At 70.0% G+C, this 26,779-nt stretch carries 18 protein-coding genes; 12 read left to right on the forward strand and 6 right to left on the reverse strand.

Annotated features, from left to right (window positions below; all coding sequences use genetic code 11):
* Nucleotides 1-161: 161 nt before the first annotated feature.
* Nucleotides 162-5,849 (forward strand): ATP-binding sensor histidine kinase, encoded by a 5,688-nt coding sequence (locus FL311_RS07945; RefSeq protein ID WP_141324329.1) that lies wholly within the window; start codon nucleotides 162-164, stop codon nucleotides 5,847-5,849.
* Nucleotides 5,850-5,854: 5 nt separating this feature from the next.
* Here FL311_RS07945 and FL311_RS07950 read toward each other — a convergent pair whose 3' ends face one another.
* On the reverse strand, nucleotides 5,855-6,160 hold the full coding sequence (locus FL311_RS07950) for a hypothetical protein (protein WP_141324330.1): 306 nt from the start codon (nucleotides 6,158-6,160) through the stop codon (nucleotides 5,855-5,857).
* A 257-nt stretch (nucleotides 6,161-6,417) separates the two neighbouring features.
* On the opposite strand from FL311_RS07950, the gene FL311_RS07955 reads away from it, so the two are divergent.
* The 3 genes from FL311_RS07955 to FL311_RS46080 all read left to right on the forward strand — a co-directional run bounded on the left by FL311_RS07955 (nucleotide 6,418) and on the right by FL311_RS46080 (nucleotide 11,799).
* Entirely contained in the window at nucleotides 6,418-6,969 is a 552-nt protein-coding gene (locus tag FL311_RS07955; RefSeq protein ID WP_141324331.1) for a molybdenum cofactor carrier protein, read from the forward strand.
* Nucleotides 6,970-7,103: 134 nt separating this feature from the next.
* A complete protein-coding gene (locus tag FL311_RS07960; protein ID WP_194869106.1) occupies nucleotides 7,104-7,505 on the forward strand; it encodes a hypothetical protein in 402 nt (133 codons plus the stop codon).
* Nucleotides 7,506-7,515: 10 nt separating this feature from the next.
* On the forward strand, nucleotides 7,516-11,799 hold the full coding sequence (locus FL311_RS46080) for an AAA family ATPase (protein ID WP_141324333.1): 4,284 nt from the start codon (nucleotides 7,516-7,518) through the stop codon (nucleotides 11,797-11,799).
* Here FL311_RS46080 and FL311_RS07970 read toward each other — a convergent pair.
* Entirely contained in the window at nucleotides 11,784-13,199 is a 1,416-nt protein-coding gene (locus FL311_RS07970) for a radical SAM protein (RefSeq protein WP_141324334.1), read from the reverse strand. The genes FL311_RS46080 and FL311_RS07970 overlap by 16 nt on opposite strands.
* A 505-nt stretch (nucleotides 13,200-13,704) precedes the next feature.
* Between FL311_RS07970 and FL311_RS07975 the strand changes: the two genes are divergently transcribed.
* A complete protein-coding gene (locus FL311_RS07975) occupies nucleotides 13,705-14,241 on the forward strand; it encodes a YceI family protein (protein WP_141324335.1) in 537 nt (178 codons plus the stop codon).
* Between the two features lie 3 nt (nucleotides 14,242-14,244).
* Here the strand turns inward: FL311_RS07975 and FL311_RS07980 are convergent, their stop codons facing one another.
* Nucleotides 14,245-15,258 (reverse strand): endonuclease/exonuclease/phosphatase family protein, encoded by a 1,014-nt coding sequence (locus tag FL311_RS07980; protein WP_141324336.1) that lies wholly within the window; start codon nucleotides 15,256-15,258, stop codon nucleotides 14,245-14,247.
* A 247-nt stretch (nucleotides 15,259-15,505) separates the two neighbouring features.
* Here FL311_RS07980 and FL311_RS43975 point away from each other — a divergent pair, with 247 nt between their 5' ends.
* Nucleotides 15,506-15,646, forward strand: coding sequence for a hypothetical protein (locus tag FL311_RS43975; RefSeq protein ID WP_194869107.1), 141 nt, complete (start codon nucleotides 15,506-15,508; stop codon nucleotides 15,644-15,646).
* A 13-nt stretch (nucleotides 15,647-15,659) separates the two neighbouring features.
* Here the strand turns inward: FL311_RS43975 and FL311_RS07985 are convergent, their stop codons facing one another.
* Together FL311_RS07985 and FL311_RS07990 are read right to left on the reverse strand one after the other, a co-directional pair.
* Nucleotides 15,660-16,553 (reverse strand): sulfotransferase domain-containing protein, encoded by an 894-nt coding sequence (locus FL311_RS07985; RefSeq protein WP_141324337.1) that lies wholly within the window; start codon nucleotides 16,551-16,553, stop codon nucleotides 15,660-15,662.
* An 86-nt stretch (nucleotides 16,554-16,639) separates the two neighbouring features.
* Entirely contained in the window at nucleotides 16,640-16,936 is a 297-nt protein-coding gene (locus tag FL311_RS07990) for a hypothetical protein (protein ID WP_141324338.1), read from the reverse strand.
* Nucleotides 16,937-17,133: 197 nt separating this feature from the next.
* On the opposite strand from FL311_RS07990, the gene FL311_RS07995 reads away from it, so the two are divergent.
* From FL311_RS07995 to eno, 4 genes are read left to right on the forward strand one after another with little or no spacing between them, the layout of a single operon-like run.
* Entirely contained in the window at nucleotides 17,134-18,570 is a 1,437-nt protein-coding gene (locus tag FL311_RS07995; protein WP_141324339.1) for a DUF3375 domain-containing protein, read from the forward strand.
* A complete protein-coding gene (locus FL311_RS08000) occupies nucleotides 18,567-19,181 on the forward strand; it encodes a DUF4194 domain-containing protein (RefSeq protein ID WP_141324340.1) in 615 nt (204 codons plus the stop codon). The genes FL311_RS07995 and FL311_RS08000 overlap by 4 nt, the downstream gene beginning before the upstream one ends.
* A complete protein-coding gene (locus FL311_RS08005) occupies nucleotides 19,178-22,561 on the forward strand; it encodes an ATP-binding protein (RefSeq protein WP_141324341.1) in 3,384 nt (1,127 codons plus the stop codon). Before FL311_RS08000 ends, FL311_RS08005 begins: the two co-directional genes overlap by 4 nt.
* Nucleotides 22,562-22,621: 60 nt before the next feature.
* Nucleotides 22,622-23,905: a phosphopyruvate hydratase gene (gene eno / locus FL311_RS08010; RefSeq protein WP_141324342.1), complete on the forward strand. Its 1,284-nt coding sequence runs from the start codon at nucleotides 22,622-22,624 to the stop codon at nucleotides 23,903-23,905.
* A gap of 55 nt (nucleotides 23,906-23,960) precedes the next feature.
* On the opposite strand, the gene FL311_RS08015 is transcribed toward eno, so the two are convergent.
* Nucleotides 23,961-24,992, reverse strand: coding sequence for a hypothetical protein (locus FL311_RS08015; protein WP_141324343.1), 1,032 nt, complete (start codon nucleotides 24,990-24,992; stop codon nucleotides 23,961-23,963).
* A gap of 185 nt (nucleotides 24,993-25,177) precedes the next feature.
* On the opposite strand from FL311_RS08015, the gene FL311_RS08020 reads away from it, so the two are divergent.
* Both FL311_RS08020 and FL311_RS08025 read left to right on the forward strand, forming a co-directional pair.
* Nucleotides 25,178-26,278 carry an ornithine cyclodeaminase family protein gene (locus tag FL311_RS08020; RefSeq protein ID WP_228556747.1) on the forward strand — a complete coding sequence of 367 codons (1,101 nt, stop codon included), beginning with the start codon at nucleotides 25,178-25,180 and terminating at the stop codon, nucleotides 26,276-26,278.
* On the forward strand, nucleotides 26,278-26,779 hold a 502-nt coding region (locus FL311_RS08025), incomplete at its 3' end, for a condensation domain-containing protein (RefSeq protein ID WP_141324344.1). The genes FL311_RS08020 and FL311_RS08025, both read left to right, overlap by 1 nt.

Raw genomic sequence — 26,779 nt, forward strand, 5'->3', positions numbered from 1 at the left:
TCGCTCACTACTCGACGTGTCCACCTCCAGGTCCGTGCGAATCCGGTAGGGCGTGCGTGTGTGCTGTTGACGTCCGAGCGGGAGGCGGGCTGCCCCCCTGGACAGGTCCTCGCCCGCATCGTCCGTTACAGGTTACGAGTAGGGTCGTCGCCGAGGGGGGCATGATGCTTGAGCTGCCCGGCTTGCAAGACGCTCGGAGAATCTACCGGGGCCACCGGTATGACGTGCTCCGTGCCTGGACTCCCGACGGCGGCGCCCGGGTGCTCAAGGTCGTCCGCGAAGGCCCGCTGGCGGAGAGCAGCGCCGGAATGCTGCGCCACGAGCACGTGATGCTCCGCGAGCTGTCCGCCATCGACGGGGTGGTCGACGTCATCGGCCTCGAAGAGCTGTCGGGCCACCTGGCCCTCGTCCTCGAGGATGCCGGCCCTAATGACCTCCGGGAGCTGCTGCGACGAGGACCGCTCGAGGTGGACCTCTTCCTCGAACTGGCCCTGGACGTGGCGACCACCCTGGGCGCCCTGCATCGGCGACACGTCATCCACCGCGACCTCAACCCCGCCAACCTCGTCGTGGCCTCCAGCGGTCGCAGACTCGTGATGATCGACTTCGACCTGGCCACCAGCGTGCAGGGCCTCGTGCGCAGCGCCGGTGTGCCGGGCGGCTTCGAGGGCACGCTGCGCTACATCGCCCCCGAGCAGACCGGGAGGATGGGCCGGCGCGTGGACCACCGCGCGGACCTCTATGCGCTGGGCGCGACCTTCTATGAGATGCTCACGGGCGAGGCGCCCTTCCTCTCGGCCGATGCCGCGCAGCTCGTGCATTCGCTCCTGGCACAGCCTCCCATTCCTCCCGCCGACCGGAACTCCGCGCTCCCGAGCATCCTCTCCGACGTCGTGCTCCGCCTGCTCGCGAAGTCCCCCGAGGAGCGCTACCAGAGCGCCGAGGCCCTCGTCGCCGACCTGCGGGAAATCCAGCGACGCTGGCGCGGTCCCGGAACGCCCATCACCTTCGAGCTGGGGCGCCACGACCTCGCGCGCGAGCTGGGCCTGCCCGACAAGCTCTACGGCCGCGAGCGTGAGCTGGCCCTCCTGGAAGCCGCCCTGGAGCGCGCCCGCGCGGGCTCTCGCGAGTGGGTGTTGCTCGCCGGAGCCTCCGGGAGCGGCAAGTCGTCCCTGGCCAATGTCCTGCGCGAGCGCGTGGGCGCGGGCCACTTCCTCGCGGGCAGGTCTCCCGAGCTGCGAGGGCAGACGCCCTATGCGTCGCTGATGGAGGCCGTGCGCGGGCTCGTGGTGAGCGTCCTCGAGCTGCCGCCCGAAGGCGTGGAGGCGTGGCGACTGCGCCTTCAGAAGTCCCTCGGAAACCACGGGCGCATGCTCACCGAGCTCGTCCCCGAGCTGGAGCGACTCATCGGCGAACAGCCCCCCGTCGTCGCGCTGGGGCCGCGTGAGGCCGGGAGCCGCTTCCTGCTGATGCTCCAGTCCTTCCTCCGCGACCTGGCCACCGCCGAGCAGCCCCTGGTGCTCTTCCTCGACGACCTCCAGTGGGCGGACGCGGCCACGCTGGAGCTGCTCTCGCGATTGTCGACGGACTCGGAGCTGCACCACCTGCTGGTCCTCGGCGCCTGGCGTCCGGGCGAGTGGGGGCCCACGCATCCCCTGGAGCGGTGGCGGACGGCGCTCTCCGCCGTGGGGTGCTCGCCGCTCCTGCTGGAGCTGGGGCCCTTGGACCTGCCCGCGTTGACGGCGCTGTGCGCGGACGCGTTGAAGTGCGACGCGGCGCATGTCGAGCCGCTCGCGAGGCTCGTGCTCGAGAAGACCGCTGGCAATCCCTTCGCCGTGGGCCACTTCCTGCGGCACCTGCATCGCACGGGGCTGCTCACGTACGACCTGGAGTCGGGGACGTGGCACTGGGAGCTGGAGCGGATCGCGCAGGCCGAGGTCACCGACAATGTCGTGGAGCTGATGCTCGACTCCATCCGTCGACTGCCGGCGTCGACGCAGCGACTGTTGAGGGTGGCCGCGTGCATGCGAGGGCAGGTGGACCTGTGGCTGCTGGCGCGCGTGGTGGAGGCGCCCCTGGAGGACACGGCGGGCGCACTGTGGAGCGCCCTTCGCGCGGGGCTCCTCGTCCCGGAAGGGCGCGGCCCTCGCTTCACGTCCCAGCAGCCGGCTGGCCCCATGTCGGTGCATCAAGCCACGTATCGCTTCGCGCATGACCGCGTCAGGCAGGCCGCCTACTCACTCCTGTCGGAGTCCGAGCGGGCCGCCGTGCACCGCGCCATTGCCCGCCAGCTCTGGGCCGACGCGCGGGGCACGGAGAACGAGCAGCGCGTGTGCGAGGTGGTGGACCACTACCACCTGGGCGGCGACGTGGTTCGCGACACGAACGAGCGCACGTGGCTCGCCGAGCTCAACCTGCGAGCGGGACGCAAGGTGCGCGATGCCTCCGCCTTCGAGGCGGCGCTGGCGTACCTCATGCGTGCTCGCGCCCTGCTGCCCGAGGACGCCTGGTCGACCCGGACCGGGCAGATGCTCCAGCTCCACCGGGACGCGGCCGAGTGCGCGCAGCTCACTGGAGACCGCCTGTTGTCCGAGCGCCTCATCGACGCGGCGATGGCGCACGCGCGCACGCCGCTGGAGCGGGTGGACCTCTACGTCCTGCGGATGAACGCGAGCATCTTCGCCAGGGACCACGAAGCCGCGCTCCGACACGCGCGCGAGGGGCTCCGTCTGTTCGGCGTGGAGCTGCCGGAGGGGGATGCGACGGAGGCCTTCCGCGCGGAACTCCCCCAGGTGGAGGCCCTGTGGAAGGACCGCTCCGAGGAGGCGCTCCTGTCCGCGCCGCGCATGGACGCGGAGTTGGAGCGTGGCTGCATGCGGCTCCTGATGAACGCGGGCATCGCGGCCTGGTTCTCGGACCCACCGATGTTCTCGTTCATCTACACGCGCATGGTGGGCCTCACGCTGCGCCACGGCAACAGCGTGTACTCCGCCTTCGCGTACGTGTGCTTCGGCCTCGTCTTCGGCGAGTCCCGAGGTGACTACGCCGCGGGCCACCCCTTCAGCCACCTGGGCATGGAGCTGAGCCGCCGCTTCGACGAGCCGCGCGAGGAGTGCCGCGTGCTCGCCGCGTTCCTCTTCTACATGCGCCACTGGCGCGAGCCCCTGCGCTCGTCCATCCCGCTCTTGCGCCGGGGCATCTCCGCGGGGCTCGAGAGCGGTGAGCCGCAGTACGTCGCATACTTGCTGGCGAGCCTCAGCTTCACGCGCTTGCGGATGGGCGCGGAGCTGGACCGCGTCCATTCGGAGAGCGAGTCGGCGCTCGCGTTCGACCAGAAGAGCGGACAGCGCGCCATGGCGGACCTCCAGCTCGCGCTGCGTCAGGCCGTGCGCTGCCTCCAGGGGCGGACCCGCGAGCGCGCGGGCTACGACGATTCGACGTTCGACACGCGTGCGTTCCTCGAGAAGGCCCAGGGGGACCCCACCATCCTCGGGCAGTTCTTCATCCTCCGGCTCCAGACGTCCTACCTGCTCGGAGACCTGTCGGGCGCGCGGGAGATGCTCCGCGCCGCCGAGCCCCACCTGCGCTTCATGCCGTCGCTCTTCACCGTCACCGAGCACGCCTTCTTCAGCGCACTGGTGCACGCGGCGGGCAATGGCACTCCGGCTACGCTCGACGAGCGTCGGTCCCTCGTCGAGCGCGCATGGCGCCAGTTCCGCTACTGGTCGACGAACTGTCCGGAGAACTTCCGTCACCGCTACCTGGTGCTCTGCGCCGAGCGTGCCCGCCTCGAAGGCCACTTCACCGAGGCCGCCGAGCTCTTCGACGAGGCCATCGACCGCGCGCGCGAGGAGGGCCATCCCCACGACGAGGCGCTCGCGAACGTGCTCGCGGGGCGGCTGTACAGCGCGCTGGGCCGCAAGCGCGTGGCCTCGCTCTACCTGCGCGCCGCGCGAGAGGGCTTCGCCCGCTGGGGCGCCAAGGCCGTGGTGTCCGCGCTGCAGGAGGAGTTCCCCGACCTCCAGGTGCAGGAGTCCGGCCTGTGGGACCAGACCGTCACGCCCACGGGCGACGACTTCCGGGGCGCGTCACTCGACCTGCTCAGCATCCTCAAGGCGGCGCAATCCCTGTCGGGCGAGGTCGCCCTGGAGCGGCTGCTCGAGAAGTTGATGGCGGTGTGCCTGGAGGTGGCGGGCGCGCAGCGCGGCGCGCTGGTGTTGGACGAGCAGGGCGCGCTGGTGCTCACGGCGGTGGGCGGAGTGGGGGAGCCCCTCGCGCGGCCCCAGCTTCCCCTCGTGGGTTCGACGCTGGTGCCCGAGTCGCTCCTGGCGCACGCCTTCCGCACCGGGGACGCGGTGGTGCTCGGAGACGCCGTGCACCAGGGGCGCTTCGTGTCGGATGCCTACGTGGCGCGGCAGCGCGTGAAGTCCGCCCTGGTGGTGCCCATCCGCCGCCACGCGCGCACCATGGGCGTCCTCTACCTGGAGAACAACCTGGCCACCCACGCCTTCACCCCGGACCGGGTGCGTGTGCTCCAGTTGTTGTCCTCGCAGATGGCCATCTCGCTGGAGAACAGCCTCCTGTTCGAGGAGCGTCGGCGCGCGGAGGAGGCCGTGCGCTTCCTCGCCGAGAGCAGCGTGGTGCTGGCCGAGGCGCTGGACTTCGAGACGACGCTGTCCCGGCTGGCGCGCCTGTGCGTGTCCTTCCTCTCCACGCTCTGCGCCATCGACGTGGTGGAGCCCTCGGGCGCCATCCGCCGGCTCTCCACCGCGCACGCCGACCCGGGACACGAGCAGGTCGCTCGCGACCTGCAGTCGTTCTACACACCCGACTGGGACTCGTCCCAGCCCGCCATCGCCGTGCTGAAGAGCCGCGAGCCGCTGCTCATCCCCGTCATCACCGACGAAGTCCTGGAGCGGCTGTGCCGCGACGAGGCGCACGTCGCGCTCATCCGCGCGCTGAAGGCCCGCTCCTTCCTCGCGGTGCCGCTCATCGCCCGGGGGCGGATGCTGGGCGTCATCTCGCTCGTGTCCTCGGTGCCGGGCAAACGCTACGGGCCCTCGGACGTGGAGCTCGCGCAGGACCTGGCGCGCCGCGCGGCCATCGCCCTGGACAACGCGCGGCTGTACCACGAGTCCCAGGACGCCATCCGCCTGCGCGACGAGTTCCTCTCCATCGCCGCGCACGAGCTCTACACCCCCATCACCGCGCTCCAGCTCTCCGTGCAGGGGCTCGCCCGCAGCGAGGTGCCCACGCGCGACGCCGTCCAGCGCGCCTCCAAGACGACGCAGGCGCAGACCCGGCGGCTGGCGCACCTGGTCGACGAACTGCTCGATGTCTCCCGAATCCAGACGGGTCGCCTCCACCTGACGCTGGAGCCGGTGGACCTGGCCTCGGTGGTGCGCGACGTGACCGAAGGCCTGCGGGACGCCATCCAGCGCTCCCAGTCGCCCCTCTCCTTGACCCTGGCCCCGGGCTGCATCGGCCGATGGGACCGCGTCCGCCTGGAGCAGGTGGTGACGAACCTGCTGTCCAACGCCCTCAAGTTCGGCGCCGGCAGCCCCATCGAGGTGCGCCTGGCGCACGCCGAGGGCCGCGTCCACCTGGATGTCATCGACCAGGGCATCGGCATCCCCGCCGAGCGACTGCCGCACATCTTCGGCCGCTTCGAGCGCGCCGTGTCGTCACGCGAATACGGGGGCCTGGGCCTGGGCCTCTTCATCGTCCGCGAAATCGTCGCGGCGCTCGGCGGACAGGTCCATGCACAGAGCATCCAGGGCGAGGGCGCCCGCTTCACCGTCGAGCTGCCGAGCGAGGGCCCCGTGGACCTCCGCGCCAGCAACCCCTGACACCCTCAGTCGTGCGTGCCGATGTGCTGGTCGCCGTGCCGCTCGCAGACCCAGTGGAACGCGCACGAGCACGCCACCGCGCGGGCACTGGAGCAGCACCGTCCACCGAAGTGCTCGGGCAGGGGAAGGGCGTCGTCCTCCGGCGGGTCCGGCAACAACCTCGGCGCGCCACGCCCCGACTCCGCGGGGTACTCGTCACAGCACCCTCGCTCCATGCAGCGCGGGCACAGGGACAGCTCACAGTTGGCGCACCAGTCGAAGATTTCACCGGGGCCACCACGTCGCTCACATCCACCACAGGTGTCGAACACGGCCACCTCCAGGCTTGACGTGAAGCAGGTTACGGAGGGGGTCTGACAGGGCAGGGCGCCTGGGGCGCGGCCCACCCCTGGGCGCGTCGCGTCCTGCAAGTGTCATCTCGGGCTCTGTCGGAGGGTGGATCCTTCCATCGGTGAACGGCGGACGGGGACTCTGTGCCGCACTGAACGGTTGCGCCGGATGCGTGGGACGCACATGGAAGAAGCTGGGGGTCGGGCCGGTCACATCCGCGCGAAGGAGCAAACCAGTCATGAGAAAGGAACGGCGGATCATCGGCGTGTTCGGCTCGGGGCGGCAGGAGCACCTGGAGCGCGTCATTCCGTTGGCGCGGTGGATCGCCGAGGCGGGGTTCGACCTGCTCACCGGCGCGGGCAGCGGCGTCATGCGCGCGGCGGCGGACGCGTTCGTCCAGGTGGTGGGCCGGCGGGGCATCTCCATCGGCATCGTCCCTGGCACGGTGAAGGACGGCGAATACGTCCCGCGCCAGGGCTACCCCAACCCGGGCGTGGAGCTGGCCATCTACACCCACCTGCCCTTGAGCGGTGAGCAGGGGACGGATCCACTCAGCCGCAACCACATCAACGTCCTCACCCCCCACGCCCTGGTGGCCCTGCCCGGAGGCGCCGGCACCGCCGCCGAGGCCGTGCTGTGCCTCCGCTACGGCAAGCCCATCATCCTCTTCGGCTCACCCGAGGAGTTCCGCCGCTTCCCCTCCGGCCTGGAGCGCACCGACTCCCTGGAGCGCGTCGCCGAGTTCCTCCGCGCCGCCGTCCTCGAGCCCGCCCGCCCTCCTGCTCCCTGAGCTTGGAAACCCAGGAATCCTCGTCTGTTTCGAGGGTGCTCGAAGCCGGGTGAAAACCGACTAGGATGGGGAGCTGGGGGCACTGCCGCTCCACGCTGAAGACCCGGTTTCCGCGTCGTTCCTCGTGCGTCGACATGATCAGTGCCGAATACCCACTCGCAAGCTGGTTCCTGGCCGTCTCGACGACGTTCTTCCTGGTGGTGTTCGCCCTGCCGCTCCTGCTGATGCCGCTGCGCTGGTCTCGCTGGTTGGGCTGGGCGCCGATGCAGGGCAACACGGACCTGACGGTGTACTTCGGCCGGTGCCTGGGCGGGGTGGCGCTGGCCATCATCCTCACGGTGATGCGCTACATCCCGGACCCGCGAAGCCAGCCGGCGCTGTTCGAGCTCATCGGGTGGGTGTGCGCGGCCATGGTGGTGGTGCACGCGTGGGGCGCGTTGAGGAAGGCGCAGCCGGTGTCGGAGACGCTGGAGACGTTCCTCTACGCCGGGGTGGGCGTGGCGGCGATGTGGATTCGCTTCAGGACGTTGGGCTGAGGGCGCCAGCATGTCGTCGGCCGACATCGACCTGGTGCTGTCCTCGCTCCGGCCCTACATCCCCGGCGCGCTGATTCGCAGGCTGGAGGACACGGAGGCACACGCGCTGCCGCCGGTGGAGTCGGTGCGCGGCGCCATCCTGGTGCTGGACATCGCGGGCTTCACGCCCATCGTCGTGCGGCTGAGCGGCGAAGGGCCTCGCGGCATCGACGCGCTCCAGCGCCTGCTGCGGGGGTACTACACGGAGATGATCGACGTCGTGAAGGAGCACGGCGGTGACATCTACCAGTTCGCCGGTGACTCCATCCTCGCCTGCTTCGAGCCCGCCTCCGACGAGGGCGACGCGGAGGCGGTGGCGCGCGCGGCCCGGTGCGCGCTGGACGTGCAGCGAAGGCTCGCGCCCTTCTCGCGGTTGGAGCTGCTGGGGCAGCGCTTCGGCGTGTCCTCGCGCATCGGTATCGGCGTGGGCGAGTCGCACCGCATCGTCCTGGGGACGACGGGCATGTGGATGCACCCGGCGCTCGTCGGCCGGCCGCTGGAGCAGGCGGTGGCCGCGGAGAAGCGGGCCCGGGTGGGCGAGGTGCTGCTGAGCCCCGAGGCCTGGGCGCTCCTGCCGGACCTGGCGCGAGTGGGCGAGGAGTGTGACGGGGCCTACCGCCTGGAGCCCTCGGTGCCGCTGGAGGCGCGGCCCCCGCCGGTGTCCGACGCGCCGGGCGGCGAGGAGCTGGTGGGCCGCTGCGCCCTGCTCCTGCATCCGGTGCTCTTCACGCGCATCACCACCGCGCATCAGGAGCTGGGTGGTGACTTCCGCGACCTCACCTGCTTCTTCCTGCGCTTCAAGACGGACCACGGGCCGTCCGAGGTGGAGGCCTTCACCCGCGAGCTGAACGCCTTCTACGAGTACGTCCAGCGCGAGAGCGCGCACCACGGCGGCGTGCTCCTGATGACGGACTTCACGGACAAGGGCAACGTGCTCTACGTCCTGTTCGGCGCGCCCACCGCGCAGCAGAACAAGGAGGTGCTGGCCAGCCGGCTCGCGTGCAAGCTGGTGCGCGAGCGCGAGGCCTACCCCTACGTGCGCGAGCTGCAGATCGGCATCGCCACGGGGCACGCGTACTTCGGCGACATGGGCTCGCCCTGGCGCAAGGGCTACTCGGCGCTGGGCGAGGTGGTGAACCTGGCCGCGCGGCTGATGACGTACGCGGACGGGGTGGGCATCCACATCGACGCGCAGACGGAGCGCAAGCTGCAGCAGGGCGGCTTCGCCACGGAGTTCGTCGAGGACGCCACGCTCAAGGGCGTCACCCGCGCGGTGCCCATCTTCCGGCTCAAGGGCGAGGTGCGCCGCAGCCTCTTCGTGAAGGGCCGGGGCGGCATCGTCGGCCGGCGGCGCGAGCTGGGGCAGCTGCAGGCCGCGGTGGAGGAGTCGCTCCAGGGCGCGGGGCGGCTGTGCGTGGTGTCCGGCGAGGCGGGCATCGGCAAGTCCCGCCTGGGCGCCCGGGTGGTGGAGGAGGCCGAGTCGCGCGGCGCGCGCAGCCTGTACGGCATCTGCTACTCGTACGAGATGTTCACGCCCTTCTTCCCCTGGAAGGAGGTGCTCGTGCAGCTGTTCGGCCTGCACGAGGGCGATGACGTGGACGCGCAGCTGCTCCGGGTGCGGCAGGGGCTCGACAGCCTGGAGGACGTGGGGCCGGAGTGGACGCCGGTGATGGCGCACATCCTGGGCTTGAGCGTGGAGGAGGACGCGGCCACCTCGGGGCTGGACGCGCGCCACAAGAACCAGAAGGTCTTCCACATCATCTTCCAGCTCCTGGAGAAGCACGCGCGCAAGACGCCGCTGCTGCTCTTCTTCGAGGACCTGCACTGGGCGGACAACATCTCCGTCGACCTCCTCGAGTACGTCGCCGCCAGGCTTGCTCCCCTGCGCGTGACGCTGCTGGTGACGATGCGGCCCGGAGAGCAGCTGCGCGCCGTGGAGCACCTGCCGTACCTGCGCAAGCTCGACGTCTCCAGCCTGGACGACGAGGACACGCGGGCGCTCTTGCGCGTGCACCTGCGCATGGAGCCGCCGGACACCGCGCTGGAGGACCTGCTGCTCTCCAAGGTGCAGGGCAACCCGTTCTTCGCGGAGTCCATCGTCCAGGGCATGGTGGAGGGCGGCTACCTGGGGCCGGTGTCTCCGGGCGCGGCGCGGCGCGAGCTCAAGCGCAGCCTGCAGACGCTGGTGCTGCCGGACTCCATCCAGGATGTGGTGCTGGGGCGCATCGACCTGCTCAGCGAGACGGAGAAGCTGGTGGTGAAGGTCGCGTCCGTCATCGGCCGCATCTTCACGCTGGACGCCGTGGCGGCGCTGGCCCCCGGCTCGGTGCCGCGCCCGCGCATCCGCGAGGCCATCGACACGCTGACGCACCTGGGGCTCATCCTCCTGGAGGTGGAGGAGCCCTTCACGTGCATCTTCAAGCACATCGTCATCCGCGACGCCGCGTACAACACGCTGATGGTGTCCTCGCGCGAGGACCTGCACCGACGCCTGGCGCTCTTCCTGGAGGCTCGCGCGGGGGAGAACACCGCCCCGTCCGCGGGCATCCTGGCCTTCCACTTCCTCGCCGGGAACGACGAGGTGAAGGGCCTGGAGTACACGCTGATGGCGGCCCGGGGCGCGCGCTCGCAGTACGCCAACGACGACGCCGTCCATCACTACAACAAGGCCATCGAGATCCTCGCCATCACCCAGGCGCTGGACCCGGACGAGGTGCTGCTCAAGACGCGCCGGGTGATGCAGGAGCTGGCGGAGACGCTCTTGCAGGCGGGCAACTACGCGGGCGCCATCCACATGTTCGAGCAGTGCCTGGCCGACGAGGACCAGGACCCGCGCCGCGCGGAGCTGCACCTGGGCCTGGGCCGCGCCCACCAGGAGAAGGGGGAGTCCAAGCGCGCCATCCAGGAGCTGGAGCGCGCCATGGACTTGATGGGGCATCCCATGCCGCGCAACCTGTTCTCACTGGCGCTGCGCACGCTGCTGGCCTTCGGGCTGCACCTGCTCTACGGCCTGTTCCCCTTCCTCGCCCGGCCGCTGGGGCCTCGGCTGCCGCTGTACCTCAAGCAGCTGTCCACGCTCGTCTCGCTCATCAAGATCTACTACTTCAAGGACCTGGCGAAGCTCACGTGGGCGACCATGGTGGCCACCATCATGGCGGAGCGCTCGAAGGGGGAGCGGGGGCTGAGCCTGGCGAGCAGCTACTACGGCTCGCTGCTGTTCGGCTCGGGCTTCCTCGGGTTGTCGAAGCGCTGGTGTCAGCGGGCGCTGAGCTACGCGCGGCAGGCGAGGGACCCTTCGGCGGAGGGCATCGCGCTGTCGCGCCTGGCCACGCTGTCCATCTTCAGCAACAAGCAGGCGGAGGCCACGCAGTACGCCGAGCAGTCCATGGCGCTCTTGCGCCAGGTGCGCGACATGTGGGAGGTGCAGACGGGGCTGATGATGCTGGGCTCCAGCCAGTTCCTCGCCTCGCGCTTCGAGGGCGCGGAGGCCGCGTACGTCGAGATGGGGAAGATGGGCGAGGAGCTGCACGCGCTCATGCACCAGGGCTGGGCGCACTCGTGGGTGCCCATGTGCCGCTACCTGCGCGGCGAGGGCGAGGTGGGCGAGCTGTGCGCGGAGCTGGAGCAGGGGCTGCGCATCAGCATCGAGGTGCAGGACCTGGCCAACCAGTGCGCCAGCCTCAACCACCTGGTCAACGTGACGGTGCGCGAGCACCAGGTGGAGGAGGCGGGGCTGATGGCGGTGCGCGCGGACCAGGCGCTGTGGCGCTACCACGTGCTGGTGCCGTTCCTCCAGATTGGCCTCGTGGACGCGGCGGAGGGCGCGCTGTTCGCGCTGGAGCAGGGGGCGCAGGCGGTGCCGCGCCAGACGCTGTGGGCCATCGTCCGCCGGTGTCTGTTCAAGGCGCGGCTGCTCGCGTGGCGCTATCCGTACATGAAGGGCCCGGCCTTGCGCGTGTCGGCCCGCGCGCTGGCGCTGAAGAAGGGCGGCAGGGCGGCCGAGTCGCTGTTCCTGCGCGCCATCAAGACGCTGGAGGACACGCCGAACCGGTGGGAGACGGGCGTGGCGTACCACGACGCGGCGGTGGCGCTGCCGCACCGGCGCGCCGAGTTCCTGGCCCGGGCGCGCGCCATCTTCGAGTCCATTGGCGCGAAGGCGGAGCTGCGCCGGCTGGACCGGCTGGAGGCCGAGCTGGGGATGGCGCCCGTGGTGGAGGCGTCACCCCCGGCGGGTGGGCGTCAGGTGAGCTGCTGAGGCTTCAGGCCCAGCGCCGCCATCTGCCGCGAGTCCCAGTCCTCGAGTGCGTCGAGCCCCGCGATGTAGCGCCGGGCGGGGTTCTTCAGCGGGTTGCGGATGCTGAGGATTTCGGGGCCGGAGAAGGTGATGACCTGCTTGTAGCGGGGCAGGTTGCTCAAGGTCAGCTTGGACCAGTAGTGCCTCGCGATGTTGGGCAGGCTGCCCAGCTGGCCGCAGAGCCGGTGGAAGTGCTCGATGACCTCGGAGGGGTGCAGGTTCTTCGGCCGGTGGCAGAGGGTGTAGCCGTCGTAGTCGCGGCTGACGGTGCCCGGCAGCAGGCGGTTCTCGGCCTGGAGCTCGCGGAAGAAGGGCGTCTCCGGATAGGGGCAGACGATGCCGAGGAAGGTGACGGAGAAGTAGCCCAGGTCCGAGAGGTACATGGGCAGCTTCTCCAGGTACTCGTTGGTGTCGCCGTCCGAGCCGACGATGAGGCCGAAGGACAGGAGGATGCCGGAGGAGAAGACGCGGCGGATGACGGCGTCCACTTCGGAGAGCGTGTTCTGGCCCTTGTTCATGGCCTTGATGGACTCGGGGTTGAGGGACTCCAGGCCGGTGTAGACGTAGCGGCAGCCGGCCTTGGCCATCAGCTTGACCAGGGACTCGTCCTTGAGGACGTTGAAGGTGAGGGCGCAGCCCCAGGTCTTCTTCAGGGGGATGAGCGCCTCGCACAGCTCGCGCAGGTACTTGGGGGAGCCGCCCAGGTTGTTGTCGAGGAAGATGAAGGCGTCCTTCATCAATCCCAGGTAGTTGGGGTTCCAGCGCATGCGTGTCTGGATTTCGTCGACGACCTGGGCGACGGGGCGGTAGCGGTAGCGCTCGTGGCCGGTGAGGACGCAGAAGTTGCAGCGGAACGGGCAGCCGCGTGACGCCTCGATGCCGGGCAGGCGGACCTTGTTGTGCTCGAAGTCGATGAGCTCGTAGCGGTACGGGCGGATGGCGATGGGGCCGGAGGAGGGCAGGGCGTAGCGCTTCTGGAGCCGGCCCTGCTCGAAGTCCGCGATGAGGGCGGGGACGTTGGTCTCGGGCTCGCCGGTGATGACGGCGTCGAAGTGCGCCTGCGCGTCGTCGGGGAAGTGGTTGGCGTGCCGGCCTCCCGCGACGGTGGTCATCCCGCGCTGGCGGAAGAGCGTGGAGAGCACCTTGGTGTGCTCGTAGTAGGAGTGCAGGTACGAGAAGAAGACCAGGTCCCAGTGACGGTCCATGGGGAGGTCCACCTCCTTCTCGTTGAAGATCTCCACCTCGGCATGAGCTGGGCACAGGCCGGCGATGAGCTCCGGCACGGCCGACTGCATGATGGAGGGTTCCTTGATGCGCAGACGGGTGGGGTGCGTGTACGTGGAGATGACGGCGATCCGCATGCGGGACTGTGGCTCCTGGAAGAAGCGGACGCGCGTGAGGAGCCGCCAGCCGGCGGTCGGGTCTCCCCCTCACGAGACCGTGTCTCCAGAATCCCTCCGGGAAGGCGGCTTGGCAAAATGCCAGCGCCGTTCTCCGGGTGTTTCGTGTTGTCGCCGGGGCGTCCGAGTGGACGGGCCTTGCTTGGCTTTACGGTCGCTCTTACCGCGGGACTCGCGGCAGTGGGCACGCGGCACTTCTCTCGGAGAGACACGGGCTGCTTCGCGCCTTCGGTTGCCCGGAGGTTGCTACCTTGGGACCGTTCGTAGGGCTTGGTTGCGTGTCGGACCCGTACGGCCAGACACCCTGGCGACGAAGATTCTCACCGCCTGTGCTCGTGGTGACGCGCGGTGGATGACTCCTCGGCGCGGGGACTGACAGCGGCTGTGATTGGCGTAGGATGGCTGTGTCGGTCGTGACCCGCTCACCCGACACTCCCCCTCGATTCGCACCGACGAGCTCCCCCTCATGCCCGTGACCTCCTGGAACATCGACCCCGCACATTCCTCCGTGCTCTTCATCGCCCGCCACATGGTGGTGGCGCGCGTGCACGGCCGCTTCGAGCGCATCTCCGGCTCGCTGCGCGTGGACCCCGAGCAGCCCACGCGGGGCGAGGTCGAGGTCTCCGCGGACACGGCCAGCATCTACACCGGCGCCCCGGAGCGCGACGCCCACCTGCGCTCGCCGGACTTCCTCGACGCGGAGGCCGCGCCGAAGCTCACCTTCCGCAGCACCCACGTGGAGCCCACCGGCGGCGCCAGCTTCCGCCTGTCCGGCGAGCTGTCCATCCGCAACGTCACCCAGCCCGTCGTCTTCGAGGCGCGCCACACCGCCACGTCGAAGGACCCGTGGGGAAGCACGCGCCTCATCTACACGGCGCGCGCCACCATCAACCGCTCCGACTACGGCATCCGCTGGAACAAGACGCTCGACAACGGCGGGTGGCTCGTCGGCGAGAAGGTCGACATCGAGCTCGACATCCAGGCCATCCCCGCCGCGAGCTGAGCGTCAGGGCCCCGGCATGAAGTCGGCCTTCACGGCGGCGTGGTCCGAGCCGCCGTAGCCGCTGCCGTCCCGGACCGCGCGGAACGAGCCCGGCACGTATGTGCCGGCCGCGTTGTTGGCCACGAACAGGTGGTCGATGGCCTGCTTGCGACCGGAGTAGTTGTACGTCCACGTCTGGTCGTCCGGCCGGTCCTTCGCCACGCGCTTGAGCATCCCGTCCTGCTCCAGCGCGTCGATGGGCGCCGAGCCCGGCGTGTCGTTGAGGTCCCCGCCCATCACCACCAGCGCGCGGGGCGCGCGCGCCGCCGCCTGCGTGACGATGTCCCGGGCGGCGCTCGCCTCCGCGTAACGCCGGCCCGGGTCATCGTTCGACTTCGCCTTGAAGTGCGCCGCGAAGACGATGACCTCCTTGCCGTTCACGTCCAGGTGCACCTCCAGGAACTCGCGAGCGAAGCGCGTGGACGAGCCGTCCGGCCGCGTCAGCGCGCGGTGCCGGTGCGTGACGACCGAGGTGATGGGGAACGCGGAGAGCACCCCCACGTCCACGCTCGCCGCCTCGTGAATCTCCCCCAGCACCGCATGCGGGAACTCCGGCAGCCGCGCCTGGAGCGCGTCCAGCCCCGCCTGCGTCTCCACCTCCGCCAGCAGCACCACGTCCGCGTCCAGCAGCCCGATGGCGCCGGAGAGCCGGGCCACCTGCGCGTCGAACTCGTCCTGCGTGGGCAGCTCCTCGTACTCCGTGCCCCCGCACCGACCCGAGTCGCAGACGGTGTCGAACAGGCGATGGACGTTGTACGCCGCGATGCGCACGCTGCCCTCGGGGCGGATGGCCTCCCCGTCGCCGTTGCCGCACGGCCCCGAGGGGCACTCGGCGCCCGGGAGGTCCGGAGGCGGGCGCCCGTCACAACCGAGCAGCCCGACGAACAGTCCCCACACCAGCCGCGCGCGGAGGAAGGATGGACCCAACGCCCCGACGAACGTCAGGGGCCGTGCACCGCGAGTGGACAGGTGAGGCATGCGGCCGTGCACACTACCACCGCGCGCCCGCGCGGACGCTGTCCGTGCACGATTGCACTCGTGACGCGAGCTGCTAGTTTGCCGCGTCACGCGAGGTGTTCCAGGAAACCGCGTGCCTGCCCGGTCTCCGGGGCAGCGGGCTCACGGGGCGGCTCGGGTCACCAAGCGGCGCGGGGTGGAACCGGACCTCCGCCGTGCCGACCCGGGCGCGAGACGTCAGGTTGTGGAAGTGGAAGGAGGCGAGGACATGGTCTGGGAAATCCTCATCGGCGCGGCGGTGATGACGCTCGTCACGGTGCTCTTCACGGGGCCGGGGATGTGGAGCTCCACGTGGGGCTGGAAGAACAACAAGCAGAAGGGCAAGGAGCCCTCCAAGCCGGACGTGTAGGCGACCGCCCGCGTCAGGGCCCGGTGCCCGGCATGCCCAGGCGCTGACGGGCCGAAGCCACCCGCGCGTCCAGCTCGGCGCGCTGCGCCTCGTCGAGCATCGCGCGTCCCTGACCCACGCCCCCCTGGTGGATGAACGTGCCCCGCGCCAGCGCCGCGGCCCGGGGGCCCAGGTTGTCGAAGCGCTGGGTGTGCTGCTTCATGTAGGCGATGCCGCAGCGCTCCAGGATGTCGCCCATCCGGGACTCGTCGATGGGCAGCCCGCAGAAGGCGGCCACGCGCCGCACGCCCCCCTCCAGGTCCTGGACCAGGTCCTCGTAGCGCACGTGGAGCACGTTGGGGTCCGCGCGGTGCGGCCACCAGGACTCCAGATGCGTCAGCCACGGGTCATCCAGGTCCATCACCACGCGGAAGAAGCGGTTGAAGTCCAGCGGCGTGTCCTCCACCAGGTAGTGGTGGTGGTAGAGCGACTTGAGCGAGTCGGCCGCGTTGCGCGTCACGTACAGGATGCGGCTGTCCCGGGGCGGCTTGAGCTGCGAGTAGGACAGGTGCGTCTTGATGATGCGCGGCGACGGCAGCCCGTCCAGCAGCGCCTCCGCCTTCGCGTCGCGGACCAGCTGCTCCAGGAAGGGTGAGACCTGGTTGATGTGCTCGAACTCACCGCGCCCCTGCGTGACGAGCTGGTAGACGATCATCTGCATCCACGTCGTCCCCGCCTTGGGGCTGGTGGCGATGTAGAGGTCGCCCGGCCTGGGCTTGAGCCACGTGTGGCGCAGGCGCACCCAGCGCAGCCGCTCGGCGGCCCCGGCGAGCGCCCCGGACAGTCGGGTCAACCCGATGATGGTCTGACGCAGCAGGAAGCGAAGCCACGGACGGCGAGGGCGCCCGGAGGGAGCGAGGGCCGACATTCGCCGGCCACTATGCCCAATCGCGTGGAGACAACCAATGCTGGAAACGCGTGGAAATCTGGAGTCTGCCCTGGCCTGGCGAAAGGCTATTCGCAGACGCCCGGACAGTCCGCGCCACCCGCGCCCGGAGTGCAGGAGTCGGTGGGGTCGTCGACGCAGCGCGCATCTTCGCCGGAGGCCACGCAGCCTCCCAGGAAGCCGCCGCAGCACTCGCGATAGCCCGCGGGGATGTCGCAGCTGGACGCGTAGGACGTGCAGTCGCCCGTCGGCGAGCGCGCGAAGACGGTGCGCTCGACGCACGGCTCCCGCTTCACGTCGTCCGAACCACACGCGCCCCACAGCAGCGCGCCCAGCAGCCAGCCTGTCGTCGCGAGCTTGTTCATGGCCGCCATCCTGCCAGCCTGGCGCGCCACGCGTCCGGTGAATGCGTGGCGTCTGTCATCGCGCCGACTGCGGCCCGTGCACGCACGTCGGTGCCCGAGTGGGCAGCCAACCAGGCAGGGCATCCAGGCGCCCTCAATCCAGCCATCCCGTGACGTCACCCGGGCATGTCAGAGGTGGGGTGTATGGATGATGCGTCATGGACTTCACGACGCTCGAGACCTTGCGTCTGAAACACCCCGGCTGGCGGTTGCTCGTCGCGGACCACGCGCCGCTCATCGTCGGCTTCCTGCACCGGGTGTTCGTCGCATCCAACGCACGCGCCATCGCCCAGCGGGAGCTGGTGCTGCGGCTGGAGGACCACCTGCACGCCCTGCGCGAGCAGCGGGGCGCGGCCGCGTTCCCGCGCTCGGCGAGCGCCTATCTCGATGAGTGGGCGGCCGACGGCACCGGCTGGCTTCGCAAGTTCTATCCACCAGAGATGGACGAGCCGCACTTCGATTTGACGCCCGCGGCGGAGCGCGCCATCCGGTGGCTCGTCCAGCTGACCGAGCAGCCTTTCGTGGGGACCGAGTCGCGGCTGCTCACCGTCTTCCACCTGCTCCAGGAGATGACCGAGGGCACCGAGGTGGACCCGAAGGCGCGGCTCGCGGAGCTGGAGAAGCGCAAGGCGGAGCTCGAGGAGGAGATAGCCCGCGTGCGCGAGGGCCACCTGGAGTTGATGGACGAGTCCGCGCTCAAGGACCGCTTCCAGCAGATGTCCGACACGGCGCGCGGCCTGATGTCCGACTTCCGCGCGCTGGAGGACGGCTTCCACGCGCTGGACCGTCGGGTGCGCGAGCGCATCGCCACGTGGGAGGGGACGCGCGGCGAGCTCCTGGAGACGGTGCTGGGGGAGCGAGACGCCATCAACGGCTCGGACCAGGGGCGCAGCTTCCGCGCGTTCTGGGACTTCCTCATGTCGCCCGAGCGCAAGGAGGCGCTCACCCGCAACCTGGAGCGCGTGCTGTCGCATCCGGCGATTCAATCCCTCCAGCCGGACGCGCGCCTGCCGCGCATCCACTTCGACTGGCTGGAGGCCGGCGAGCACACCCAGCGCACCGTGGCGCGACTGTCCGGACAGCTGCGCCGCTTCCTGGATGACCGTGTGTGGTTGGAGAACCGCCGCATCCTCCAGGTGCTGCGCGGCATCGAACGCAACGCGCTGGCGGTGCGCGCGCGTCCTCCGGGCGAGGGCTTCATGTCGTTGGAGGAGCTGGCGCCCACGCTCGAGCTCCCGCTGGAGCGGCCCTTGTATGGCCCGCCCGCCCGCGCGCGGATGGCGGACGAGGAGGTGAAGGAGGCGACCGACGACGTGCCGTCGGAGGCGCTGTTCAACCTCGCGTTCATCGACAAGGCACGGCTGCGGCTCAACGTGCGTGAGGCGCTGCAGGCGCGCGAGCAGGTCTCGCTCGCGGAGCTGGTGCGCGAGCATCCGCTCCAGCACGGGCTGGCCGAGCTCGTCACGTACCTGAGCCTCGCGTCGGAGGACCGGAAGGCCTCGGTCGATGACGCGCGCACGCAGGACCTCTTCTGGACCGATGCGAGCGGCGCCACCCGCCGCGCCTCCCTTCCCCTGGTGCTCTTCGTCCGATGATGACCCCCGCGATTCGTACCGCCGATGCCGCCGATACCCTGTCCCTCGTGCTCGTCTCGCTCCTGAAGGGCGCGGTGTACCGCGACGAGCACGCGGGCGTGTGGCAGGCCCTGCTCCAGCTCCAGCCGAAGGTGCGCGAGCAGCTGGCCGTGCTGGGCTTGAAGCTCGTGCTCGACGAGCCGGAGGGCTACGCGTTCCTGCGCCAGCGCGCGGAGGCGGAGGGCGGCGTGGAGCTGCCCCGGCTCGTGGCGAGAAGGCAGCTGGGCTACGGGTTGAGCCTGTTGCTCGCGCTGCTGCGCAAGAAGCTGGCGGACGTGGACGCCGCGGCGGGGGGCACGCGGCTGGTGCTGCGGCGCCACGAGGTGCACGAGCTGGTGCGGCTGTTCCTCCCGGAGGGCACCAACGAGGTGCGCTGGGCGGAGCGCGTGAACCAGGACCTGGAGCGGGCGGTGGGCATGGGCTTCGTGCGCCGGCTGGGCGAGGAGGAGGACACCTTCGAGGTGCGTCGCATCCTCAAGGCGTTCATCGACGCGCAGTGGTTGGAGGACTTCGAACGGCGGCTGGAGGCGTACCGCGTCCGGCTCGTCGAGGAACAAGGAGGCACGGAATGAGCACGGTGCGAACCCTCACCCAGGCGGACCTGCTGGACCTCGGCGCGCCCAACGAGCGCGCGGGGTTCCGGCTCCACCGCTTCGAGGTCTACAACTGGGGCACCTTCCACCAGCACGTCTGGCATCTGGATCTGCATGGGGAGAGCGGGCTGCTCACGGGAGACATCGGCTCGGGCAAGTCGACGCTGGTGGACGGGCTGGTGACGCTCTTCGTCCCGCCGCAGAAGCTGGCCTACAACAAGGCGGCGGGCGCGGAGGCGAAGGAGCGCAACCTGCGCTCGTACGTGCGCGGCCAGTACAAGTCCGAGCGCGGCGACGCGGGGCAGGTCTCGCGGCCCGTCTACCTGCGTGACGCGCCGACGTACTCGGTGCTGCTGGCGCACTTCCACAACGAGGGCTATGGGCAGGACGTCACGCTCGTGCAGGTGATGTGGATGCGGGAGCCGGAGGGCCAGCCGGTGCGGCTCTACGTCGTGGCGGACGGGAAGCTCTCCATCGCCGAGCACTTCTCGCGCATCGGCTCGGACCTGAACGCGCTGAAGAAGCGCCTCAAGTCGCTCGCGCGCGAGGTGCACGAGACCTTCCCGCCGTATCAGGCCGCGTTCCGCCGGCGCTTCGGCCTGGAGAACGAGCAGGCGCTGGACCTGTTCCTCCAGACGGTGTCGATGAAGTCGGTGGGCAACCTGACGGATTTCGTGCGCCACCACATGCTGCCACCCTTCGACGTGGAGACGCGGCTGTCGGCGCTCATCGGCCACTTCGACGATTTGCACCGCGCGCATGAGGCCGTGCTCCAGGCGAAGCGGAGGGTGAGCCGGCTGGAGCCGCTGGTGGCGGACCACGAGCGCCACGCGGTCCTGGCGCGGGAGCTCGAGGCGCTCCGGCTGTGTCGGGAGGCGCTCCGACCCTGGTTCTCCGAGCAGAAGGCGCGGCTGTTCGAGGAGCGGCTGGCCAGCGTGCGCGACGAGCGCGAGAAGCTGCGCGCGGAGGCGGAAGCGCTTCGCGAGCAGCGCGAGCGGCAGGGCACGGAGCGCGACGGGCTGCGGCAGGCCATCTCCGCCAACGGGGGAGACCGGCTGGAGACGGAGAAGGCGGAGCTGACGCAGCGGCGCCGCGAGCGGGACGAGCGCGCGCTGAAGTCGGACCGCTACGCGCGGATGGCCCAGTCGGTGGGGCTGCCCGCGGCCACGGACCTGGACCTCTTCCTATCCAACACGCGCGCCATCCAGCTCCAGCGCGAGGCGGCGGCGCGCGAGCTGGCCGAGGTGCAGGAGTCGCGCACCGAGCTGGGCATGGCGCTGCGCGATCTGAAGAAGTCGCACGAGGCCGTGGCCGTGGAGCTGGAGTCGCTGCGCCGTCAGCGCTCGAACATCCCCGCGCGCTTCCTCCACCTGCGCGCCCGGCTGTGCGCGGACCTGGGGCTGTCCGAGGAGGCGCTCCCGTTCGCCGGTGAGCTGCTGCGCGTGCGTGACGAGGCGCGCGACTGGACGGGCGCCATCGAGCGCGTGCTGTACTCGCTGGGCACCTCGCTGCTGGTGGCGGACGCGGACTATCCCCGCGTGAGCCAGTGGGTGGAGCGCACCCACTTGAACGAGCGGTGGGTCTACTACCGCGTCCGCGAGGACGGGCTCGCGAGGCCCCAGGAGCCTCGCCCCGACTCGCTCCCGGGCAAGCTGCTCATCAAGCCCGGCTCGCACATGGGCGGATGGCTCTCGGCGCAGCTCGCGCGGCAGTTCGACTACACCTGCTGCGACACGCCGGAGCAGTTCCAGCGCGCGCGTCAGGCCCTGTCCCGCTCGGGGCAGGTGAAGACGGGCGGCGAGCGACACCTGAAGGACGACCGGCGGCGCATCGATGACCGCTCGCAGTGGGTGCTCGGCTGGACGAACGACTCCAAGCGCCAGTCGCTGGAGTCGGAGGGCAAGGCCCTGGAAACGCGCCTCCAGGCGGCCTCGGCGAAGTGGGAGGCCCAGGAGCAGCGCCACGCGCGGCTGAGTCAGCGGGCCGAGCAACTGGGGCAGCTCGCGGTGTTCGACAGCTTCCGGGAGCTGGACTGGCGCTCGGTGGCCAGCGACATCCAGCGCCGGGAGGCGCGGCTGGGCGAGCTGGAGGGCGAGTCCGACGTGCTGCGGGGCTTCGAGCGTCAGCTCGCCGCCATCGAGAAGGAGCTGGCGGCGACGGACACCGCGCTGAAGGCGGTGGAGAAGCGTCAGGGACGGCAGGAGGAGAAGGAGGAGGCGGCGCGGCGGACGCTGGCGACGTGTCAGCGCACGGCGAGTGAGACCCCTGAGTCCATCCGGGCCTGCTTCCCGCGCGTGGCCGAGCTGTGCGCGGAGGGGCAGGGCGAGCTCCTGCTGGAAGCGGAGGCGTGCGACGAGCGCGAGCGTCAGGTGCGCGAGCGGCTCCAGTCGCGCATCGACGGCGAGGCGCGCAAGCTGGAGCGGGTGCGCGACGCGCTGTTGTCCGCGATGCAGGCCTACCGCGCGGAGTTCCCGGTGGAGACGCAGGAGCTGGGCGCGAGCCTGGAGTCGGCCGGGGAGTACGTGGCGCTGCTCCACTCGCTGCGCGCGGACGACCTGCCTCGCTTCGAGGAGCGCTTCAAGCGCCTGCTCAACGAGAACACCATCCGTGAGGTGGCCAACTTCCAGGCGCAGCTGCACCGGGAGCGGCACGGCATCCGCGAGCGGGTGGACACCATCAACCGCTCGCTGAGGGCCATCGACTACAACCCGGACCGCTACATCGTCCTGGAGCTGTCGCCCACCCAGGACGCGGACATCCGCGAGTTCCAGCAGGACCTGCGCGCCTGCATCGAGGGCACGCTCGGCGGCGCGGAGGAGGACGCCTACTCCGAGCAGAAGTTCCTGGACGTCAAGCGCATCATCGAGCGCTTCCGGGGCCGCGAGGGCTCCGCGGACGCGGACGCGAAGTGGACCGGGCGCGTCACGGACGTGCGCAACTGGTTCAGCTTCTCCGCCTCCGAGCGCTGGCGCGCGGACGACCAGGAGCACGAGCACTACGCGGACTCGGGCGGCAAGTCGGGCGGACAGAAGGAGAAGCTCGCGTACACGGTGCTGGCCGCGAGCCTCGCCTACCAGTTCGGTCTGCAGTGGGGCGAGACGCGCTCGCGCTCGTTCCGCTTCGTCGTCATCGACGAGGCCTTCGGCCGGGGCTCGGACGAGTCCGCGGCGTACGGCCTGGAGCTGTTCCGCCGGCTGGACCTGCAGCTGCTCATCGTGACGCCGCTGCAGAAGCTTCGCGTCATCGAGCCGTACGTGGCCAGCGTGGGCTACGTGCACAACGAGGAGGGGCGTCGCTCCCGCGTGCGCAACCTCTCCATCGAGCAGTACCACGCGGAGCGCGAGGCCCGGAGCGCCTGAGGCGGACGCTCGGGGCCCTGTCTCCTTGACGCACTGGGGACCCTTCGCTACGAAGGCGCGATGACTACAATCGTCGGTGTCGTAGGCCGTGAGATAATCGACAGTCGCGGCAATCCCACTGTCGAAGTGGACGTCATCCTGGAGAACGGCATCCGCGGTCGCGCCGCCGTTCCCTCCGGCGCCTCCGTCGGTACGCACGAGGCCGTGGAGCTGCGGGATGGCGACAAGCGCCGCTACCTCGGCAAGGGCGTGCAGAAGGCCGTCGCGGCGGTGAACAACGAGCTGTTCAAGGCCGTCCGCGGCCTCAACGCGGAGTCGCAGCTCGAAATCGACGAGACGATGATTGCGCTCGACGGCACGCCCAACAAGGGCAAGCTGGGGGCGAACGCCATCCTCGGCGTGTCGCTGGCCGTGGCCAAGGCCGCCGCCGCCGCGCGCGGGCTGCCGCTCTACCGCTACGTGGGCGGCGTCTCCGCCAGCCTCCTGCCCGTGCCGATGATGAACATCATCAACGGCGGCGCGCACGCGGACAACGCCATCGACTTCCAGGAGTTCATGATCATGCCCGTCGGCGCGAAGTCGCTCGCCGAGGCGGTGCGCATGGGCGCCGAGGTCTTCCATACGCTGAAGAAGGGCCTGTCGGAGGCGGGCTTCGGCACCAACGTCGGTGACGAGGGCGGCTTCGCCCCCAACCTGACGTCCGCCGAGGCCGCGCTGGACTTCATCATGAAGTCCATCGAGAAGGCCGGCTACAAGCCGAACGAGGACATCGCCCTGGCGCTCGACTGCGCCGCCAGCGAGTTCTACAAGAACGGCGTCTACGACTACGAGGGCGAGGGCAAGAAGCGCTCCGTGGAAGAGCACGTGAAGTACCTGGAGAGCCTGGTGGCGAAGTACCCCATCGTCTCCATCGAGGATGGCCTGGCCGAGGACGACATGGCCGGCTGGAAGCTGCTCACGGACCGCATCGGCTCGAAGGTTCAGATTGTCGGCGACGACCTGTTCGTCACCAACGTCAAGCGCCTGTCGGACGGCATCAAGAACGGCATCGCCAACTCCATCCTGGTGAAGGTCAACCAGATTGGCACGCTGTCGGAGGTCATGGCCGCGGTGGAGATGGCGCACAAGGCGGGCTACACGGCCGTCATGTCGCACCGCTCCGGTGAGACGGAGGACGCGACCATCGCGGACCTGGCCGTCGCCACCAACTGCGGGCAGATCAAGACCGGCTCGCTGTCGCGCGCGGACCGCACCGCCAAGTACAACCAGCTCATCCGCATCGAGCAGGAGCTGGGCAAGCAGGCCCGCTACGGCGGCCGCTCCGTGCTGCGCGTTCGCGGCTGAGCCCGACGCCAGGGGCCGCGGGGCGAAAGCCCTCGCGGCCCTCCTGGCCCGCGCCTCACGCGGCGAGCCCCAGGTTTCGCCGCACCGCCGGCTGCCTCACCTTCCAGATGAGGCTGTCGACGATGTAGTGGTGGAAGTTGAGCGTCTGCACGATGAGCAGGCTGGCCGCTGGAATCCACGACAGTCCGCGCAGGATGAACGTGTAGAGCAGCGCGGACAGCGCCACGCACACCACCAGGTACTGGAGCATCCGCCGGCTCTGGCTCAGCGTGGACAGGAAGCGGTGCTCGGGGCTGACCTGCTCCTTGAAGCGCCGGTTGTGGAACAGCCAGACGATGAGGATGTACTGGGCGTTGTGCCACACGTTGAGGCCCAGCCAGCCGGTCTCCAGGCTCGGGATGACGAAGTAGCCCACGGTGAACATGCCCGCGTGCGTGGCCAGGTAGAGCGTCTGGGCGGGGCTGCCCGCGCCCGAGCGCAGCGCCCGCGCCTGGAGCACCGCCCACGCCGCGAAGGCCACCAGCGCGCACGCCGCCGCCGCCCACGCCGCCTCCCAGGGCACCGGCAGCATCCGCACCTCCAGCTTGAGGAAGGTGGTGGAGCCCTGCGCGGAGCGGTAGAGCAGCCCCGCCAGCGGCAGCAGGTAGAGCATCCACGCGGTGGCGGGGTTCTCCGCCGCCGGCCGCTTCGAGGCGCGGTCCAGGATGCGGCTGACGCCGTAGCTCTGCCTGAGGTAGTGCCACCCCTGCCAGTAGAAGTAGAGGGACATCAGCGGCCAGACGCCGCCCGCCTGGTACACGGCGAACGTCGCCGCGAAGACGAGCCCAGGCAGCACCCACAGATGGAAGCGGTGCTGACGCCGGCTCTCCGCGTCGAACCCCAGCCGCGTGAAGGTGGACACCACGTGGTGGTAGCCGAGCAGCCACACGTCCACCATCAACAGCACGGGGAACAGCGACGGCCGCGCCAGCGCCGCCAATGAGAACGCGAGCCCCAGGCCCGCCGTTCCGAGGATGAAGAAGAGGTCGAACCTGGGATTGCGAACCCAACCCCAGGACAGCGTCGCGGCGTCCGTTCGTGTGCTCACGGCTCGCGATGATAGGGCTTGTTCGTGGTTCATGTAAAACGTGCAATGTCGGCAAGTGTGGTTGTGGGCAATCAGGGATGATTATTCTTCTGGGTGCGTAAAGAGATGTCGGAATGTTTTGATTGTCTTCTCAGGTGACACGGATTGATGCAGAGTGCGCGCATCTCCAGGCTGAAGGAGCGCCCGTGAAGACACTCCTCGTCACCCAGGCGGACCTGCGCAGGCTCGTGCACGAAGTGGGAATCGATGTCCTGATGGACCGGGTCATCGCGTCGGTGGAGACGGCTTTCCGAACGTTCGACCTCGCGCGCACGGAGCTGCGGCAGCGCGAGGGCTTCACGCTGCGCAACGCCCGGACAGGCGTGCTCGAGTGGATGCCGGTGATGCGGCAGGGTGAATCCATCACCATCAAAGTTGTCGGCTACAATCCGATGAATCCCAGACACTATGGGGTTCCCACCATCATCGCGACGAACAGTGTCTATGACTGTGCAACGGGCCACCTGACGGCGCTGGTGGACGGGGTGCTGGCGACGGCGCTGCGCACGGGGGCGGCGTCCGCCATCGCCAGCCGGCACCTGGCACATCCGGAGAGCCGGGTGGTGGGGCTGGTCGGCGCCGGCGCCCAGGCGGTGACCCAGTTGCATGCACTGTCGCGGTTGTTTTCCATTGAGAGGGTGCTTGTCTTTGACGTGGACCCGGTGGCGCAGCGCTCGTTCGCCGGGCGGGCGGCGTTCCTGGGATTGGATGTCCGGGCGGCGCCGTTGGAGGCGGTGGAGGCGGAGGCGGACATCGTGTGCACGGTGACGTCGGTGGGCGTGGGAGAGGGGCCGGTGTTGGAGGACGGGCGGCTCAAGCCGTGGGTGCATGTCAACGCGGTGGGCTCGGACCTGCCGGGGAAGCTGGAGCTGCCGCGCTCGCTGCTGGAGCGCAGCCTGGTGTGTCCGGACTTCCTGCCGCAGGCGCTGGTGGAGGGCGAGTGTCAGCAGCTGCGGCCCGAGCAGATTGGCCCGGGCATCATCGAGGTCGTCCAGCATCCCGAGCGCTTCGGGGAGTGGCGGGAGCGGTCCACGGTGTTCGACTCCACGGGGTTCTCGTTGGAGGACGAGGCGGTGACGGGCGTGCTCATCGAGCTGGCGCGACGCCACGGCTTGGGGCTGGACGTGGAGCTGGAGTGCCTGGCCGGTGACGCGATGAATCCGTACGACCTGCTCTTGCCGGAGCAGCAGGGGCAGCCCGGGCAGGGGGCGCCGGAGGGGCCTCGGCCCACGATTCGAGTGGCGTGATGATGCGGAGCGCGCCGTCCATCACCACGAAGCCGGAGCGGACGAGCCGTCGGCCTCCGCTGACGCACCAGCCGCATGGCGGCGTGGCGGAGCAGTCCTTCGCGCAGCAGCGGCTGTGGTTCCTCTCGCAGCTCGACGCGGGCGGGACGTCCTACAACGCGCCCTTCGCGGTGCGGCTCACGGGCCGGCTGGACGTGGGAGCGCTGGAGGGCGCGCTGCGTGACGTGGTGCGAAGGCACGAGTCACTGAGGACGACCTTCGGCGAGGTGGACGGGAAGCCGGTGCAGCGGATCCACGACGAGGTGGAGCTGTGGCTGGAGGTGGAGGAGGTGGCGGCCGCGGAGGTGCTGCCGAAGGTGGAGGAGGAGGCTCGGCGTCCGTTCGACCTGGAGCGAGGGCCGCTGCTGCGGGCGAAGGTGTTGAGGGTGGGGGAGGAAGAACACGTGCTGGTGTGGGTGGTGCATCACATCGTGTTCGATGGGTGGTCGGTGGGGCTGTTGG

It is taken from the genome of Myxococcus sp. AB025B (assembly GCF_006518215.1).
GTDB lineage: Bacteria > Myxococcota > Myxococcia > Myxococcales > Myxococcaceae > Myxococcus > Myxococcus fulvus.

Coding starts and splice junctions, on each gene's coding strand:
- FL311_RS07945 (WP_141324329.1), top strand. CDS start 162: ATGATGCTTGAGCTGCCCGGCTTGCAAGACGCTCGGAGAATCTACCGG.
- FL311_RS07955 (WP_141324331.1), top strand. CDS start 6,418: ATGAGAAAGGAACGGCGGATCATCGGCGTGTTCGGCTCGGGGCGGCAG.
- FL311_RS07960 (WP_194869106.1), top strand. CDS start 7,104: ATGATCAGTGCCGAATACCCACTCGCAAGCTGGTTCCTGGCCGTCTCG.
- FL311_RS46080 (WP_141324333.1), top strand. CDS start 7,516: ATGTCGTCGGCCGACATCGACCTGGTGCTGTCCTCGCTCCGGCCCTAC.
- FL311_RS07970 (WP_141324334.1), bottom strand. CDS start 13,199: ATGCGGATCGCCGTCATCTCCACGTACACGCACCCCACCCGTCTGCGC.
- FL311_RS07975 (WP_141324335.1), top strand. CDS start 13,705: ATGCCCGTGACCTCCTGGAACATCGACCCCGCACATTCCTCCGTGCTC.
- FL311_RS07980 (WP_141324336.1), bottom strand. CDS start 15,258: ATGCCTCACCTGTCCACTCGCGGTGCACGGCCCCTGACGTTCGTCGGG.
- FL311_RS43975 (WP_194869107.1), top strand. CDS start 15,506: ATGGTCTGGGAAATCCTCATCGGCGCGGCGGTGATGACGCTCGTCACG.
- FL311_RS07985 (WP_141324337.1), bottom strand. CDS start 16,553: ATGTCGGCCCTCGCTCCCTCCGGGCGCCCTCGCCGTCCGTGGCTTCGC.
- FL311_RS07990 (WP_141324338.1), bottom strand. CDS start 16,936: ATGAACAAGCTCGCGACGACAGGCTGGCTGCTGGGCGCGCTGCTGTGG.
- FL311_RS07995 (WP_141324339.1), top strand. CDS start 17,134: ATGGACTTCACGACGCTCGAGACCTTGCGTCTGAAACACCCCGGCTGG.
- FL311_RS08000 (WP_141324340.1), top strand. CDS start 18,567: ATGATGACCCCCGCGATTCGTACCGCCGATGCCGCCGATACCCTGTCC.
- FL311_RS08005 (WP_141324341.1), top strand. CDS start 19,178: ATGAGCACGGTGCGAACCCTCACCCAGGCGGACCTGCTGGACCTCGGC.
- eno (WP_141324342.1), top strand. CDS start 22,622: ATGACTACAATCGTCGGTGTCGTAGGCCGTGAGATAATCGACAGTCGC.